The sequence below is a fragment of the Roseinatronobacter sp. NSM genome (assembly GCF_052379845.1).
Taxonomy (GTDB): Bacteria; Pseudomonadota; Alphaproteobacteria; order Rhodobacterales; family Rhodobacteraceae; genus Roseinatronobacter.
This window is the reverse complement of the sequence record NZ_JBQTCF010000001.1, coordinates 251,967-266,609: the sequence shown is the minus strand read 5'-3', so window position 1 is coordinate 266,609 and position 14,643 is coordinate 251,967. Positions and strand designations below refer to the sequence as shown.

At 61.2% G+C, this 14,643-nt stretch carries 15 protein-coding genes; 9 read left to right on the top strand and 6 right to left on the bottom strand.

Translation table 11 applies throughout. From position 1 onward, the window contains the following. Nucleotides 1–42: 42 nt before the first annotated feature. From ACTZWY_RS01240 to ACTZWY_RS01230, 3 genes are read right to left on the bottom strand one after another with little or no spacing between them, the layout of a single operon-like run. Nucleotides 43–933, bottom strand: a complete 891-nt coding sequence (locus tag ACTZWY_RS01240) for an NAD-dependent epimerase/dehydratase family protein (protein WP_444788842.1) — start codon at nt 931–933, stop codon at nt 43–45. 24 nt (nt 934–957) lie between these two features. Then, on the bottom strand, nt 958–2,052 hold the full coding sequence (locus ACTZWY_RS01235; RefSeq protein WP_444788854.1) for a Gfo/Idh/MocA family protein: 1,095 nt from the start codon (nt 2,050–2,052) through the stop codon (nt 958–960). A 47-nt stretch (nt 2,053–2,099) separates the two neighbouring features. After that, complete coding sequence (locus ACTZWY_RS01230; RefSeq protein ID WP_444788841.1) at nt 2,100–2,801, bottom strand: GntR family transcriptional regulator; 702 nt, start codon at nt 2,799–2,801, stop codon at nt 2,100–2,102. Nucleotides 2,802–2,899: 98 nt separating this feature from the next. Between ACTZWY_RS01230 and ACTZWY_RS01225 the strand changes: the two genes are divergently transcribed. From ACTZWY_RS01225 to ACTZWY_RS01195, 7 genes are all read left to right on the top strand, one after another. Further along, nucleotides 2,900–4,057 carry an LLM class flavin-dependent oxidoreductase gene (locus ACTZWY_RS01225; protein ID WP_444788840.1) on the top strand — a complete coding sequence of 386 codons (1,158 nt, stop codon included), beginning with the start codon at nt 2,900–2,902 and terminating at the stop codon, nt 4,055–4,057. Next, entirely contained in the window at nt 4,057–4,950 is an 894-nt protein-coding gene (locus ACTZWY_RS01220) for an aldo/keto reductase (protein WP_444788839.1), read from the top strand. Before ACTZWY_RS01225 ends, ACTZWY_RS01220 begins: the two co-directional genes overlap by 1 nt. Continuing rightward, nucleotides 4,950–5,468 (top strand): flavin reductase family protein, encoded by a 519-nt coding sequence (locus tag ACTZWY_RS01215; RefSeq protein ID WP_444788838.1) that lies wholly within the window; start codon nt 4,950–4,952, stop codon nt 5,466–5,468. Before ACTZWY_RS01220 ends, ACTZWY_RS01215 begins: the two co-directional genes overlap by 1 nt. A 53-nt stretch (nt 5,469–5,521) precedes the next feature. Next, nucleotides 5,522–6,112, top strand: a complete 591-nt coding sequence (locus ACTZWY_RS01210) for a TRAP transporter small permease (RefSeq protein ID WP_444788837.1) — start codon at nt 5,522–5,524, stop codon at nt 6,110–6,112. Nucleotide 6,113: 1 nt separating this feature from the next. Further along, nucleotides 6,114–7,403: a TRAP transporter large permease gene (locus ACTZWY_RS01205; RefSeq protein ID WP_444788836.1), complete on the top strand. Its 1,290-nt coding sequence runs from the start codon at nt 6,114–6,116 to the stop codon at nt 7,401–7,403. A 29-nt stretch (nt 7,404–7,432) separates the two neighbouring features. Next, on the top strand, nt 7,433–8,491 hold the full coding sequence (locus ACTZWY_RS01200) for a TRAP transporter substrate-binding protein (RefSeq protein ID WP_444788835.1): 1,059 nt from the start codon (nt 7,433–7,435) through the stop codon (nt 8,489–8,491). Nucleotides 8,492–8,611: 120 nt separating this feature from the next. After that, the gene (locus ACTZWY_RS01195; RefSeq protein WP_444788834.1) at nt 8,612–9,634 is read left to right on the top strand and encodes a YeiH family protein; all 1,023 of its coding nucleotides are present in this window, start codon (nt 8,612–8,614) and stop codon (nt 9,632–9,634) included. Between the two features lie 175 nt (nt 9,635–9,809). On the opposite strand, the gene ACTZWY_RS01190 is transcribed toward ACTZWY_RS01195, so the two are convergent. Both ACTZWY_RS01190 and ACTZWY_RS01185 read right to left on the bottom strand, forming a co-directional pair. Further along, nucleotides 9,810–10,562, bottom strand: coding sequence for an SDR family NAD(P)-dependent oxidoreductase (locus tag ACTZWY_RS01190; RefSeq protein WP_444788833.1), 753 nt, complete (start codon nt 10,560–10,562; stop codon nt 9,810–9,812). Beyond that, nucleotides 10,559–11,272, bottom strand: a complete 714-nt coding sequence (locus ACTZWY_RS01185; protein ID WP_444788832.1) for an SDR family NAD(P)-dependent oxidoreductase — start codon at nt 11,270–11,272, stop codon at nt 10,559–10,561. The genes ACTZWY_RS01190 and ACTZWY_RS01185 overlap by 4 nt, the downstream gene beginning before the upstream one ends. A 193-nt stretch (nt 11,273–11,465) precedes the next feature. Here ACTZWY_RS01185 and ACTZWY_RS01180 point away from each other — a divergent pair, with 193 nt between their 5' ends. Next, nucleotides 11,466–12,137 (top strand): DUF3047 domain-containing protein, encoded by a 672-nt coding sequence (locus ACTZWY_RS01180; protein WP_444788831.1) that lies wholly within the window; start codon nt 11,466–11,468, stop codon nt 12,135–12,137. A 139-nt stretch (nt 12,138–12,276) separates the two neighbouring features. Beyond that, nucleotides 12,277–14,277, top strand: coding sequence for a TonB-dependent receptor domain-containing protein (locus tag ACTZWY_RS01175; protein ID WP_444788830.1), 2,001 nt, complete (start codon nt 12,277–12,279; stop codon nt 14,275–14,277). A gap of 120 nt (nt 14,278–14,397) precedes the next feature. Here the strand turns inward: ACTZWY_RS01175 and rpmG are convergent, their stop codons facing one another. Further along, nucleotides 14,398–14,565, bottom strand: a complete 168-nt coding sequence (gene rpmG, locus ACTZWY_RS01170) for a 50S ribosomal protein L33 (protein ID WP_274350835.1) — start codon at nt 14,563–14,565, stop codon at nt 14,398–14,400. Between the last annotated feature and the right edge of the window lie 78 nt (nt 14,566–14,643).

Below are 14,643 nucleotides of genomic sequence, written 5' to 3'. Positions count from 1 at the left end.
CCCATACCCCCCTCAAAAGCTTCACCCCAGCCGGATCAGGCCCTAGCGCCCCAGAATATCGCGCCAGTCATGCTGCGGATTGAACCCCAAAAGCGCCTTCGCCTTGGCGTTGGAATAGAATGTCTCCTGCTGGCCCATGTCGCGCGTCAGGGGCACGTCTGCATAATATTCGGCAATCAGGTCCGATGTGCTGGTGGCCACAGAATGGGTGTCATTTGACACGTTGAACACCTGATATCCCAGCCCGTCAACCTGCAGGCACCGCGCCACCATATGCCCCAGATCGCGCGCATCGATATAGGCGAAGAAATTGCGCCGCCGCAGCGACGGGTTTTGCAGGTATTCAGGAAATTGCGCAGCGTAATCCTGCGGTTCGATCACGTTGTTGATGCGCAGCCCGTAAATATCTGCGCCGCTTCTGCGCTGGAAACATTGCGCTGTCGCCTCGTTGACCACCTTGGACATGGCATAGCTGTCTTCAGGCACTGTGGGATGATCTTCGTCAAGCGGCAAGTAGTCGGGCTTGCGTTCGCCATCCGCGAAGCACACGCCATAGGTCGTTTCCGAGGATGCGAAGACAATCTTGCGCACGCCAAATTTCAACGCGGCATCAAGGACGTTATAGGTGCCCAGCGTGTTGACGCGGAAACACTCATTATCGCTTTTCAGCAAAATACGCGGGACAGCCGCGAAATGCACGACAGCATCAAAACGGGGAACACCAGTGCCCGCGTCCAGTTCGTCAAACCCCGCATAGCTGGACATGACATCGAACATCTGCCCTGCATCGGCAATGTCGGCCACGCGGTTCTCCACCCCCGGCAGTTCCAGCGGCGCCAGGTCTACATTCAGCACGCGGTGGCCCTGCTGCAGCAAATGGGCTATGGCATGGCGCCCCGCCTTGCCAGCCCCCCCGGTGAACAGAATACGCATGGCTGTTTCCTTCTTGCAAGAATGTCACGCAGTGTCATTTGCAGGGGCGCAAGTGTCAATGCGTCCGTCAGCATTCAGGCGCACCGCCTGCCCCGTCCGTGCGGAATGCTGCGCAGCCAGCCCCATCTGAACCGCCCACAGACCATCCGACAAGGACACATCGACCTTGCCGCGCCCGCGCACCACATCAGCGAAGCGGGCATGCTGGTAGAAGGTTGAGCCGTTATGGTCCCCCGCATCCAGCAGCGCGGGATCAACAGGCACCTCCATCTGGCGCGGCCCTTTGGGGTTGCGTGGGCTGACAATCAATTGTGGGATCGGCGGCGCCCCCAGATGGGCAGGCCAGAACCGCCCCGGACCGGGCACAAGGCATTCGATGCGCGCATCAGGACCGACGGCGGTAATCTCCTCCTGATACCGCGCCCCTTCGGCGAACATGCACAATTCCAACATTGCCCGCGCGCCGCGGGCGAAATCCACAATCACATAGGCATTGTCCCAGATATCTGGCTGCGCCCCGTCATAGCGTTCGTCCAGATGGTTGGCGTCCTGCCCGCCCGACGCCATGATACGAACAGGATTATCTTTCATAATCAGGCGCATAAGGTCAAAAAAATGGCAGCATTTTTCAACCAGTGTGCCGCCCGTATTGCGGTTGAAGCGGTTCCAGTCGCCAATTTTCGGCAAGAAGGGGAAGCGGTGTTCGCGGATGCTGAGCATCTTGATCCCGCCGGTCACCTGTTGGGCTTGTTGCACAAATGCGGCAACAGGGGGCATGTAGCGGTATTCCATCGCCACCCAAAGCGGCGCGCCATAGTCCAGCGCACGCAGGGTGTCAAAATGCGCAGGATCGGTGAAAACAGGCTTTTCCACCAGCAGCGGCAGCGGGCGGCTTGCCGCGATACGGGCAATCTGGTCGACATGCAAATAGTTGGGGCTGGCGATCAGCAGCGCGTCCAGCTTGTCCGTGGCAAGCAAGCTGTCGAGTGTGTCGTGAAACTGCGCCATGGGGGCCAGCGCCTGCGCCTGGGCCCGCATGCCCGCGTCAGGTTCAAAAATCGCGGCAACCTGTGCCCCCTCGATCAGGGCGATATTGCGCAAATGTTCCTGCCCCATCATGCCACAGCCGATGATGCCGTATCGTATTTGTTCCAAGCGAGATGTCCTTATTTCAGTCTGACAGTGTAGCGCACGCGCAAGGGATCATACCATGTCCATGACGCTTCCACCGGCGCGCCTTCGTGGCTGTGGCTGATGCGGGTGATCATAGGCAGGGCCGCGCCCGGCGGGTGGGGGAATTCTGCAGGCGCCCAGTCCGGAACCGGCCCCTGCCCCACGCTGTCCACCGCGCGGGCAATACGCAGGTTCAACCGCGTGCGGTAGAAGTAATACAGCGATTCCGACAATTCCGGCGCCGACAGCGTGGCGGCCTGAGATGCATCAAGCCAGATTTCCTCAACCGCGGCGACGACACCGGACAGGAAGCGCAACCGCCGGATGCGGTGGCCATGGCTGTGGGGGCCGAAATCGGGCAATGCGGGGTCCTTGGGCAAGCGGTCAACAGACAGCACGCGCGCTTTGGGCAAGCCGCCCCCATTGGCCAGCTCCAGCCGCAAGAACGCATAGACCGACTCCGTCTCGGCCCGCGCGCGAATGTAATTGCCGGACCCTTGCACGCGTTCCAGCAAGTGTTTTTCCTGCAGGGCCGCAAGCGCCTTGCGCAATGTCCCCACCGAAATACCATGTGCGGCGGCCATCTGGCGTTCAGGGGGCAGACGCTCGCCATCGACCAGACGGCCCGCCGCAATATCGCGGATCAGCAGTTCTGCTATCTGCATGTGAAGCGGTAGTGATCCGGTGTCTGACATAACCCCCTATGGCCCCTGAAAATAAAATTGATACTCTATTGATTTACTATTTTCGACCTGCTAGCAAGTGAAAAGATACATGAGGGATGGAGATTTTCATGAGCATCGTGCCCGTCACATCGGCCGATCTGGAGGGTGCCGAAGTCAGCTGGTTTGCGGCGCTGTGTTCGGATGATTACGAATTTCTGGGCGTGCCGGACGGGCGCTTGCGGTCCAGCTGGGCGCATTGCTCCAGCATTGTCAAAACGGCCGAGGCGAACGGGTTTCGCAACATTCTGTGCCCGTCCAGTTTTCAGGTCGGACAGGACACGCTGTCTTTCGTGGCGGGCTGCGCACCCATTACGGAGCGCATCAATTTTCTGGCCGCAATCCGCTGCGGGGAAATGCAGCCTGTCATGCTGGCACGCACAGTTGCGACACTGGATCATATGCTGCAGGGGCGTTTGACGCTGAATGTCATTTCATCAGACTTCCCCGGCGAGGTTGCCGCAAGCGCCTATCGCTACAAGCGCAGCCATGAAGTTGTCGAAATCCTGCGGCAGGCCTGGACCCGCGACGAGATTGAATATTCCGGCGAGATTTACCAGATCAGCAAGCTCAACGCCGATCCCGCGCGCCCCTATCAGCAAAATGGCGGCCCGCTTTTGTATTTCGGCGGCTATTCCCCCGATGCGCTGGAATTATGCGGGGCGCAATGCGATGTCTACCTGATGTGGCCCGAACCCAGAGAGGTGCTGGCCCAGCGCATGCGCGATGTGCATGCCCGCGCACAGGCCCATGGCAGAACGCTGGATTACGGGCTGCGCGTGCATGTCATCGTGCGCGACACCGAGGCAGAGGCGCGCGAGTATGCCGACCATATCGCCAGCAAGCTGGATGACGAATACGGCAAACTGATCCGCGAGCGCGCGCATGACAGCATCAGTCTGGGGGTCGCACATCAGGCCCGCGCGCGCGAACTGGCCGACAAATTCGGCTATGCTGAACCCAACCTGTGGACAGGTGTTGGACGCGCGCGCTCGGGCTGCGGGGCGGCGCTGGTGGGGTCGGTGGATCAGGTCCTGAGCAAGCTGGAAGACTACCGCGCCATGGGCATTCGCGCCTTTATCCTGTCGGGCTATCCCCATCATGACGAAGCCGATATTTTCGGCCAGAAGGTCATGCCGCATCTGCAAACCGTATCGCTGCCGCATGAATATGGCCGCGTGCCCGCCCAGACCCCTGCAACCCCCCTTGGAACCGGAGAGCGCCGCTGATGGAAAAAATTGCGCTGACCCCCGATCTGGCCCTGTCGCGGCTGGTCTATGGAATGTGGCGTCTGGGTGACGACGCCGACACCAGCCCCGCCCATGTGCAGGCCAAGGTTGAAGCCTGCCTGCAGCAGGGTATCACCACGATGGATCAGGCCGATATTTACGGCGGCTACACCGCTGAAGCGATTTTTGGTGCCGCGCTGCGCCAGGCCCCACATTTGCGCGACCAGATCCAGATTGTCACCAAATGCGACATCATCGCCCCTGCGGGCCGGCATTCCGGCGCACGGGTAAAACATTATGACACCAGTGCCGCGCATATTTCCGCATCACTCGAGGCCAGCTTGCGCGACATGGCCACGGACCATATCGATGTGCTGTTGATCCATCGTCCTGATCCGCTGATCAACCCTGACGAAACTGGCGCCGAACTGGACCGGCTGGTGGCCAGTGGCAAGGTCCGCGCCGTCGGTGTGTCGAATTTCCGGCCCTTCGACATGGATTTGCTGCAATCGCGCATGTCCACCCGATTGGTCACCAACCAGATTGAAATCAGCCTGATGGCCCATGACGCGCTGACAAACGGGGATCTGGCCTATCTGCACCAGCACCGGATCGCGCCCATGGCCTGGAGTCCCCTTGCAGGGGGGGCGCTGGCGAATGCGGCACCGCAGGGGCTGCGCGCGCGGCTGGATGAATTGGGCGCAGCGGCAAACGCCGATTGGAGCGCGGCGGCCATTGCATGGCTGCTGCACCACCCGGCAGGCATTTTGCCGGTTCTGGGAACCAACAGTCTGGCGCGTATTGCGCGAATTTCGGACGCGCTGCGCGTTCCGATGGACCGTCAGACATGGTTCGAACTGTATACGCTGGCGCGCGGGCAAGAGGTGGCGTGATGGCGGATGGCGCAATGATGCCCCCTGACGAATTCGTTCCCGGACGCGATGAAACGCGCCGTTTCCGCGATGCATTGGGGTGTTTTGCCACCGGCGTTACACTTGTCACCATTGCAGGCAAGGACGGCCCCATGGGATTTGCGGCCAACAGTTTTGCCGCCCTGTCACTGGACCCGCCACTGGTGCTGTGGTCGCCCGCGAAATCATCGCGCCGCTTCGCGCATTATGTGGGCGCGCGCCATTACGCAATTCACGTCCTGCCCCATGACGCGCAGGATTTGCTGGCGCGGTTTGCCCGCGACGGCGCGGGGTTTGACGGGCTGGCACACAGGCACAATGCCGAGGATGTGCCAGTGCTGGACACAGCATTGGCGCGGTTCGACTGCGTTCAATACGCCACCCATGACGGCGGGGACCATGTCATCATCGTGGGCCGGGTGCTGCGCGCGGCGCGTCGGGGGGGCGCGCCGCTTGTCTTCAGTCAGGGGGGCTACGGAACTGTCAGCCCGTTAGACTGATATCGTTAAAGATGGCCTGATTTGGACAGGCCAGACAAGGGAGGGGGGCTAAAATGCGCATGCTAATCGCGCTGTCAGAACTGCTGGCAGTGGTAAATTCGGCTACCCTGACCGTGGGGCGCTGGTTGGGGGCCGCGTGCATCCTGCTGATGGTGTGTTTCATCCTGACACAGGTGTTTTGCCGCTATGTGCTGGGCAGCGCCCTTCCATGGCCGGAAGAAGCGTCGCGGTTCCTGATGCTGTGGTCTGCAGGGCTGATGATCGGCACGGCCTATCGGCGCGGCGGGTTCGTGGCCATTGAACTTCTGACAGTGCTGTTGCCGCGCCTGCTGCGCCATGTGCTGACGCTGGCGTTGTTATCCTTGGCAATGATCATTCTGTGGAAAGCGTGGCAGATTGGCCTGCGAGAGGTCACGGGGCTGGCGGGCCGGTTTGGCACCGACAGCCTGAATGTGCCCACAAGCCTTGATCTGTCCACATGGCGCAAGGTGCCCAAGGGCTGGCAGATGATGTCCATGCTGGTGGGAATTGGCGCGCTGATGGCCGTGTCCGTAGAACTGATGCTGCGCGAATTCGTAGCCCTTCTGGGGCGCGCTGACGATTTGCCGGAAATCACAGATCAAGTCACTTTGGGGGCAGAATGACATGCTAAGCTTTTTTCTGCCGGTATTCCTTGTTTTCCTGTTCTTGGGCCTGCCTGTGTTCTTCGCGCTTCTGGCCGCGCCGGGGCTGCTGTTATGGGCAGCGGGAATGGAACGCGACATCACGCTGCTGTATCGCAATGTTTATACGGGCATCGACAGTTTCCCGCTGATGGCGATTCCGTTTTTCATGCTGGCGGGGGAATTGATGAACCGTTCCGGCATCACGCTTCGGCTGGTGGAATTTTCACAGGCGCTGGTGGGGCATCTGCGCGGCGGGCTGGCACATGTGAATGTGCTGTCCTCCATGCTGTTTGCCGGGCTGTCAGGGTCTGCGGTGGCGGATGTGTCGGCGCTGGGGTCCATGCTGATACCCGCCATGGAAAAGAACGGCTACAAGAAGCGTTTTGCAGCGGCCATCACAGCGGCCAGTTCCATCATCGGGCCGATCATCCCGCCATCGGGGATCATGATCATCTATGCCTATGTCATGGGCGAAAGCGTGGCGGCACTGTTTCTGGCGGGGATTGTGCCGGGTATCCTGATGGCAGGCGGGTTGATGGTGGCGGTCTGGCTGATGGCCGACAAATACGAATTGCCTGCCGCCACCAAACGCGCCAGCTGGGGCGAACGCGGCACGGCCTCGCTCAGGGCGTTCTGGCCGCTGATGACGCCCGTAATCATTCTGGGCGGTATCCTTGGCGGTGTCATGACCCCGACCGAGGCCGCGGCGGTCGCTGTCGGATATGCCTTCGTGGTGGCATTGTTCATCATGCGGACCCTGAAACTGCGCGATATCCCCGATATCCTGACGCGCGCGGGCATTACATCGGCGGTGGTGCTGCTGCTGGTGGGGGCTGCAATGGCCTTCAAGACCGTGGCGGCACTGGCGCGCACGCCCGAACAGATGGCGGGCATTCTGCTGGCGCTGTCTGACAACCCGCTGGTGTTGCTGTTCCTGATCAACCTGCTTTTGTTCCTTGTTGGCATGTTTCTGGATGCCGGTCCCGCGATCATCATTCTGGGGCCGATCCTTGGGCCGATCTTCGTGGAGCTGGGCGTTGATCCGGTGCATTTCGCCATCATCATGGCCGTGAACCTGACTGTGGGGTTGCTGACCCCGCCCATGGGGCTGGTGTTGTTTGTCACCTCCTCTGTGTCGGGGTTGCGGGTGGAAACCCTGTCAAAAGCCATCCTGCCGTTTCTGGCGGTTCAGGTCACGGTGATATTCCTACTGACCTATATTCCCGCGCTGACGCTGACAGTGCCGCGTCTGTTCGGGTTTGTTCAATGATCTTCAAACATCCAAGGGAGGATACCATTATGTTGAAGACGACACTGAAATCCCTGTTGCTGGCCACCCTGCTGACGGCCCCCGTCGGCGCGGCCTTTGCGCAGGACATCACCTTGCGGGCCACCGCCACCTCGAACGAAGATGATGAGGATTATGACGGTCTGGTGGTGTTCAAAAACTTCGTGGAAACCGCGTCAAACGGGGAAATCGCCGTTGATCTGTTCATCGGCACCCAGTTGTGCACGCGCGGGGATGAATGCCTTGCCGGGGTGGCGGAAGGGTCGATTGACATTTTCGTATCCACATCAGGCGGGGCGGCAGGGCTGTTTCCCTATATTCAGGTGCTGGACCTGCCCTATCTGATGAGTGATGACCGCGTGGCCGAACATGTGCTGTCAGGCGATTTCGTGCGCGAATTGCGCGATCTGGCGCTGGCCGACAGTGACGGGCTGATCCGCCTTATGTCTGTGGGCAACACCGGCGGCTGGCGCAGCTATGCCAACACCCAAAAGCGCATTGAAACCCCGGCTGATCTGGCGGGAATGAAAATGCGCACTGTGCCCGCCGACCTGCCGCAGACATTGGCAACTGCGCTTGGCGCGTCCCCCACACCCATTGCATGGCCGGAACTGTTCACCTCGTTGCAGACAGGGGTTGTGGAAGGCACGGCCAACGGGATTACCGACATCATGAACATGCGCTTCACCGATGCTGGTCTGAAATACCTGACGCTGGACAATCACAGCTATATGGGCGCGTTCTGGTGGATGACGAATGACCGCTTCATGTCCATGTCGGATGAACACAAGCGCATCGTGCTGGACGGGTTTGCAGCCCTGCAACAAGCAACATTCGCCAGCCCCAAACGCAAGGAAATCGCCGCATACGAGGCATTCCGCGCAGCTGGCGGGGAAATCTACGTTCCCACCGACGACCAGCGCGCCGCCTTCCGCGAAGCGGCCGACCCCGCATTTGACTGGTTCCGTGCCAATGTGCCACATGGGCCAGAAGTGCTGGACAGCTTCATGGCGCATGCCGCCGCTGCAGAAGAGGCCATTGAAACCGCGCGTCAGGCAGATATGAACTGACCAGCGGGCAACGTCGCACGAAACAAGATGCCCGGCACCCTGCCGGGCATTTTTCTGGGGATATGATCGCGCGCGCGCCTGTGCGACATCGCCCCCCCCAAAGCCGGGCCAAGAGGGACCATGACCAAATTTTTCACTACATGTGGCCATGCTGGCACTCTGGCGCCGGGCGTGCTGCTTAGCGCGACAATTGCAGCGGCTGCGGCATTTCTTGGCGCGCATTACGCGGCACCCGTCATGTTGTTTGCGCTGCTTTTGGGGATGGCGTTCAATTTCCTTCACGAACAGGGACCCTGCCGCGCAGGGGTGGACTTCGCGGCAAAGGGGCTGCTGCGGTTGGGCGTGGGGCTGCTGGGCATTCGTATCGTGCTGGAGGATCTGGCCCAGATCGGGCTGGTGGGCGCGGGGCTTCTGGTCGGGTTGATTGTCACCACCATCGGGGTGGGGTTCGTGGCCGCGCCCCTGCTGCGCTGCCGGTGGCGGTTTGCGCTGCTGACAGGGGGGGCTGTGGCCATTTGCGGGGCCTCTGCGGCGCTGGCCATTGCGGCAGTTCTGCCCGCTGATGACAGGATGGAACGCGACACGCTGTTCACAGTCATGGCGGTTACGGCGCTGTCGACATTTGCAATGGTGGCCTATCCGGTGCTGTTCGGATATCTGGGGTTTTCAGACATTCAACAAGGGTTCCTGATCGGGGCCACCATTCATGACGTGGCGCAAGTTGTCGGCGCAGGGTTTTCCGTGTCGGATGCAGCGGGCAACACGGCCACGATTGTCAAACTGTTTCGCGTGGCCATGCTGCCGGTTGTCCTGATTGCCATCGTCCTTGCCCTGCGTTTGGCGCGGGGCGGGCAACCGGGGGGGCATGGGGGCGGGAAAATCCCGCTTTTGCCGTGGTTCATGCTGCTGTTTCTGGCGCTGGTGTTGCTGGGGTCGGTGGTTGAGTTGCCGCCCATTCTGGTGGCGAAGGTCGATCTGATATCGCGCATCTGCCTGATCACGGCGATTGCCGCGCTTGGCATCAAGACATCGCTGCGGGCCTTGTCGGCTGTGGGGGGCGGGCATATGGCGATTGTCGTGCTGGAAACCATGGCGCTTCTGGGCCTTGCGACAGTCGCGCTTTATCTCCTGCAGCCTGTCTAGAGTGTGTTGCGGTCATTAGCATTCACGCAATCCACTCTAACTCTTTGTGGTCGCGTGATTTTTCACGCAAAACCGGTTCCCACTTTTGCGCAACACGCTATAGGGTGCCTGACGGGTATCCGGCATTCCGGCACATGCTTGTCAGGTGGCCGCCCGCACCCCGCCGGGGGCGCGCCTATTTCAGGCGGGCGAACAGCACCTTGCCCATGATGCGCGTCATCATATGCGGGAAAAGCGTCCCTGCCACAGCGGCCAGTTTTGCGCCAAGGCCGGGCAACAGCACAAACCGCCCCTGCGGCAGCTCAAGGATCTGGCGGGCCACACGGGCGGGGTCACTGCGCCGGTCGGCACGCGCGCCTTCGGGCGCATGGCGCGCGGCATGGGGGGTGTCCATTGGGCCGGGGCAGACCAGCTGCACGCTTATGTTGCCAGCCTTGCGCAAGGGTTTGCGCAAGGCGCGCGCAAGGCTGGCCAACCCGTCCTTGCTGGCGGCGTAGCTGGCCGCCCCCGGATACCCCGTATAAACCGACAACGAGGAGATGAACACCACCCGCCCCCCCTGTGCCAGAAGCCCTGCATGCAACAGCATATGCACCAACCGCATTGGACCAAGCAGATTGACGCGCGCCACAGCCAGATGCGTGGCAAGGGGAATCCCCTCAAAGCGGCCGGTCGCGCTGATCCCGGCATTCAGGATAACAAGGTCAAACGGCCCTTGTTCCTGCAGCGTTTCGGCCAATGCCGACCAGCTTTGCGCCCGCGTGTCCGCCATGTCGTGCAAAACCCAGTCCAGTTTTCCCCCCGCAGCGTCAGGTGCGGGGGCAACATCCAGCACAGACACCGGCCCAAGGCCGCGGTCATGGCAAGCTGCAACCAAGGCCTTGCCCAGCCCGCTGCTGCCCCCCGTTATCAGAACGCGCCCCATCATGTGCCCCCCCTGCGCAGCAACCGGGCCGGATGGAACAACACCCGACCATAGGAAATAACCTGCCTGTCAGCGCCCTTGCGGGCCAGCGCCGCATCCAGAACGCAATGCGCCATGGCGCGCGGTGACAGAAACACCCTGTCGGCAAAATCGGGCTTGCGCCCTGCGCGCGCGGACATGCCGGTGGCTGTCGGGCCGGGGTGCAGGACACGCACGCGCACGCGCCCGCGCCATTCTTCGGCCAAGGCCCTGCCAAACCCGTCCAGTGCACCCTTGCTTGAGGCATAGACCGGCATCCCCGCCGCCCCTTTGCGCGCAACCGATCCGATCAGCGCAAGCGTGCCACCGTCAAGGGCAGGCGCAAGCCGGTGCGTCAGAATCATGTTCGCTTCCAGATTCAACGCCATAACATCCGTGATCGACGCGGCAGTTTCAGCCACCAGCGGGCGGAAATACCCCGCAGCGGCATTCAACAAAGCGCAATCAATGCGCCCCCCCGATTGCGCCAGCGCCCAGTCTGCGGCCTGCTGCGCCCCGTGTTGCGATGACATGTCGCAACAAAGATAGGGGATATCAGGGAAATCGTCGGGCAGGTCCTGCGCGCCCCGGCGGCCCGTGCAGATGACACGATACCCCCTGCCCCACGCCAGCCGCACCAGTTCCAGCCCCAGACCGGACCCGCCGCCCGTCACGAATATCAGCTTGTCCTTCAAGACCCTCGCCCCTGTTATGTAGTGTTGTGATGCTGATATAGCGTATTGCCCCGACACCAAAAGGAAAGCTACCGCCCCACAGGGCTTTTGCCAAACCCCGCGTTGAGCTCGCAATACTGTGAACATGGCTGTGTCACTTCTGCCCTGTATCCTGCGTAAGACATGTATGTTGGTCCAGATACGGAGGAACCCCATGACCCTTTCCCGCCGAGGCTTTCTTGTCGCCGCAACTGCAGGTGTTGCACTGCATGGGGCCCACCGGGCTGTTGCACAAAGCTCAACCGTCAGTTTCGATGGCGACTGGGACCACCTGACCTTCCGGCGGCTTCGCCCCAACCGCTTTGAATTGCGCCCCGAGCGTTTGACCGTCATATCTGATGGCACTTCGTCCATCCTGTATCGCATTCTGCCCCCGGATATGCGCGATGCCACGCAGGCGCGCTGGACATGGCAGGTTGACGCGTCCGCGCCCGCGTCGGACCTGTCGCAAATTGGCAATGATGACCGCAACCTGGGCGTGTTCTTTGCCAGCATGCCCGCCGATCAGGCCGCGCGCCTGCGCGCGGGCACCAGCATTGCCAGCTTGCTGCGCAACCGTTCGGTTTATGTTGTCATGTATACCTGGGGCGGCGACCAGCCCCCTGGCACGGTGGTTCCAAGCCCGCATGCGCCAGACCGGCTGCGCAATCTGATCACACGCAGGCCCGCGACGGGCCAGTTCACGGAAAACGTCGATCTTGCGCGCGATTTTCCGCGCGTGTTCAACCGCCCGCTGGAACAGGTGGTTGCGGTGGCTGTCTCCTCCAACAGTGAAAACACGCCCACGCGCGTTGTCGCACATGTCAGCGATTTCACCCTGAGCTAGCGCGCCCGCACCATGCGGGCGGGGTGCGCACTGGACAGCCAACCCAAAACATGCACTTGCATGTTATTATCATCTTTCATAAAACCCGCCACAAGCCAGGTCCAAGCCCCAGCCATCCCCCACACAGTTGGAGCTTGCTATGACCCCCTTGCCACAAACCGGCCATAACCGGCCAAAACCCTGTCTTGCCGTTTTCTTGTGCACCTCGGCGCTGGCCATTGCTTGCGCGCACACCGCCCATGCGCAGCAATCGGGCGAATTGCATCTGGGCCAGCTTGTGCTGGACCCTGCCTTTATGCGCGCGCAGGACCCTGACGGCAACGCCGCCGACCGCACGAACAGCCACTATGTGGCAGATGCCGAACTGGACCGCGCGCGCATGGGCACCCTGCGTGACCTGTTTTCGGGAATTGCGTCTGTGTCGGTGGGCGGCGGTATTCCCGTGGCGCAAAAGATATTTGTAAACGGGGTGGATATGCTGAACCTTGGCGTAACGCTGGACGGCGTGTCGCAAAACAACCGCATCTTTCACCACACATCGGCGAATGCCTTTGATCCCGGTCTGATGAAATCCGTGCGCGTAGATGCTGGTGCCGCCGCTGCGGATGCCGGACCCCATGCGATGGCGGGCGCGGTTGTGATGGAAACCGTCGATGCGGCGGATGTGCTGCTTGCGGGCCGCGCTGTCGGCGGCAATGCGCGCCTGTCCTATGCCAGCAATGGCCGCACGCCCAGCGGTTCGGTCACACTGGCGGCACGCCACGGCGGGTTTGAAGGGTTGGGCTATCTGAAACGCGCCAAGGGCCGCGATTACCGCACAGGCGCGGGGGACACAGTGGCAGGCAGCGCAGCGGACCTGACATCGGGCCTGCTGAAAGTCGCGTATCAAACCCCTGATGGGCACCGGTTTGAACTGTCCGGCCTGCGCATGATGGATGACGCGCTGCGCCCGTTTCGCGCCAATATGATCGGCGCAGGCGCCCCGAGAGAGCCGCGCCGTTATAACACAACCCGCGACACATTCTCGCTGTCTTATGAAAACACTGCAGCAGACGGGTTCTGGGACCCGCGCATTGTGCTGGGCCGTTCGCGCGTGCGTGTCGGCGTCGATCAACCGCTGTCGCCGGCCTTGGGCACCAGTTGGGGGGACAGTTCCACCCTGTCGGCCAAGGTCGAGAATCGCTTCAATCTGGGGGAACTGGGGACAGTTACAGCAGGTGTGGATTATTATGACCGCGCCAGCACTTACCATGATAACGCCACCGCGCGGCTGCGCGAATCCGCGCGCAATACCGGTGCCTATGCCCAAGCGCGCCTGGACCCGACTGCGGCCCTGTCGCTGTCCTTTGGGCTGCGCTTCGATCATCAGGACTTCACCGGCGTGAACGGATGGCACAGCAGTTTCAGCGGGTTCAGCGGCAACCTGTCGGCGGCCTATGCCGTAAGCGACGCATTCAGCTTGCGGGCCGGGGTATCGTCGGTATTTGGGGGCCTGTCACTGGAGGACAACTTCATCTTCAACCCCGCCTGGGATTACAGCGCCATGCGCGCGGCACGGTCCACCAGTTACACCATCGGTTTTGACTATGAGGCCGACCAGTTCCGCCTTGATGGCGAAGTGTTCCTGACGCGCATAGATAACGCCCGAGTCAGTGTTTATGCGCGAAATGCGGTGGGGGACGCGGAAAGTCGCGGGTTCAATCTGGGTCTGGGCTATGGCTGGGACGGGGGGTATTTGCGCGCCAGCTATTCCCAAAGCAAGCTGAAAGTTGATGGTCAGGTTTCCGACAGCTATTCCGCGCTTGATCTGGGCGCGCCGCTTGGGGGTGTCATGGCCCTGGAGGCACAGCACCAGCCGCGCAACAGCGATTTTGCCTTCGGGGGCAGTGTGCAGGCCGCGAAAGCCTACCAGACCGTTGCAGCAGGATCGGACCGCGCCATCCCCGGCTATGCCGTGGCCAACCTGTTTGCCGAATATCATGCCCCCAACATCAAGGGGCTTGTCATTCGTGCCGAGGTGAACAATCTGTTTGACAAGCTGTATGCCGATCGCGCGACCTATGGTGCGGATTTCAACAGCGTGACGCCGTTTTATGAACCGGGGCGCAGTTTTTCGCTGACCACCGCGTTGCGGTTCTGACCCGCCCCCCCCTTGGAGCAGGTGACAGGGGGGGGCAGGCCATGCGCGGGTGCCAGTTCGGCGCCTAAACAAAAACCGCGCCCAAGGGCGCGGTTTTTAGTCGACGTAAAGCGGGCAGGATTATTTGATCTTGCCTTCTTTGTATTCAACATGCTTGCGCACAACGGGGTCGTATTTGCGCGTTGTCATCTTCTCGGTCATGGTGCGGGCGTTTTTCTTGGTCACATAGAAATGCCCGGTCCCCGCGGTCGAGTTCAGACGGATCTTGATGGTGGTCGGCTTCGCCATTTTATACTCTCCTGAACCGGGACACGCGCCATAACGGCCCATCGCCCGTGAATTCTGAACCTGCCTTCTACAAGGCTT

Bases quoted from the DNA above. Each gene is read 5' to 3' on its own strand.
- ACTZWY_RS01240 (WP_444788842.1), bottom strand. From the start codon at position 933: ATGCGTATTCTGTTCACCGGGGGGGCTGGCAAGGCGGGGCGCCATGCC.
- ACTZWY_RS01235 (WP_444788854.1), bottom strand. From the start codon at position 2,052: ATGATGGGGCAGGAACATTTGCGCAATATCGCCCTGATCGAGGGGGCA.
- ACTZWY_RS01230 (WP_444788841.1), bottom strand. From the start codon at position 2,801: ATGTCAGACACCGGATCACTACCGCTTCACATGCAGATAGCAGAACTG.
- ACTZWY_RS01225 (WP_444788840.1), top strand. From the start codon at position 2,900: ATGAGCATCGTGCCCGTCACATCGGCCGATCTGGAGGGTGCCGAAGTC.
- ACTZWY_RS01220 (WP_444788839.1), top strand. From the start codon at position 4,057: ATGGAAAAAATTGCGCTGACCCCCGATCTGGCCCTGTCGCGGCTGGTC.
- ACTZWY_RS01215 (WP_444788838.1), top strand. From the start codon at position 4,950: ATGGCGGATGGCGCAATGATGCCCCCTGACGAATTCGTTCCCGGACGC.
- ACTZWY_RS01210 (WP_444788837.1), top strand. From the start codon at position 5,522: ATGCGCATGCTAATCGCGCTGTCAGAACTGCTGGCAGTGGTAAATTCG.
- ACTZWY_RS01205 (WP_444788836.1), top strand. From the start codon at position 6,114: ATGCTAAGCTTTTTTCTGCCGGTATTCCTTGTTTTCCTGTTCTTGGGC.
- ACTZWY_RS01200 (WP_444788835.1), top strand. From the start codon at position 7,433: ATGTTGAAGACGACACTGAAATCCCTGTTGCTGGCCACCCTGCTGACG.
- ACTZWY_RS01195 (WP_444788834.1), top strand. From the start codon at position 8,612: ATGACCAAATTTTTCACTACATGTGGCCATGCTGGCACTCTGGCGCCG.
- ACTZWY_RS01190 (WP_444788833.1), bottom strand. From the start codon at position 10,562: ATGATGGGGCGCGTTCTGATAACGGGGGGCAGCAGCGGGCTGGGCAAG.
- ACTZWY_RS01180 (WP_444788831.1), top strand. From the start codon at position 11,466: ATGACCCTTTCCCGCCGAGGCTTTCTTGTCGCCGCAACTGCAGGTGTT.
- ACTZWY_RS01175 (WP_444788830.1), top strand. From the start codon at position 12,277: ATGACCCCCTTGCCACAAACCGGCCATAACCGGCCAAAACCCTGTCTT.
- rpmG (WP_274350835.1), bottom strand. From the start codon at position 14,565: ATGGCGAAGCCGACCACCATCAAGATCCGTCTGAACTCGACCGCGGGG.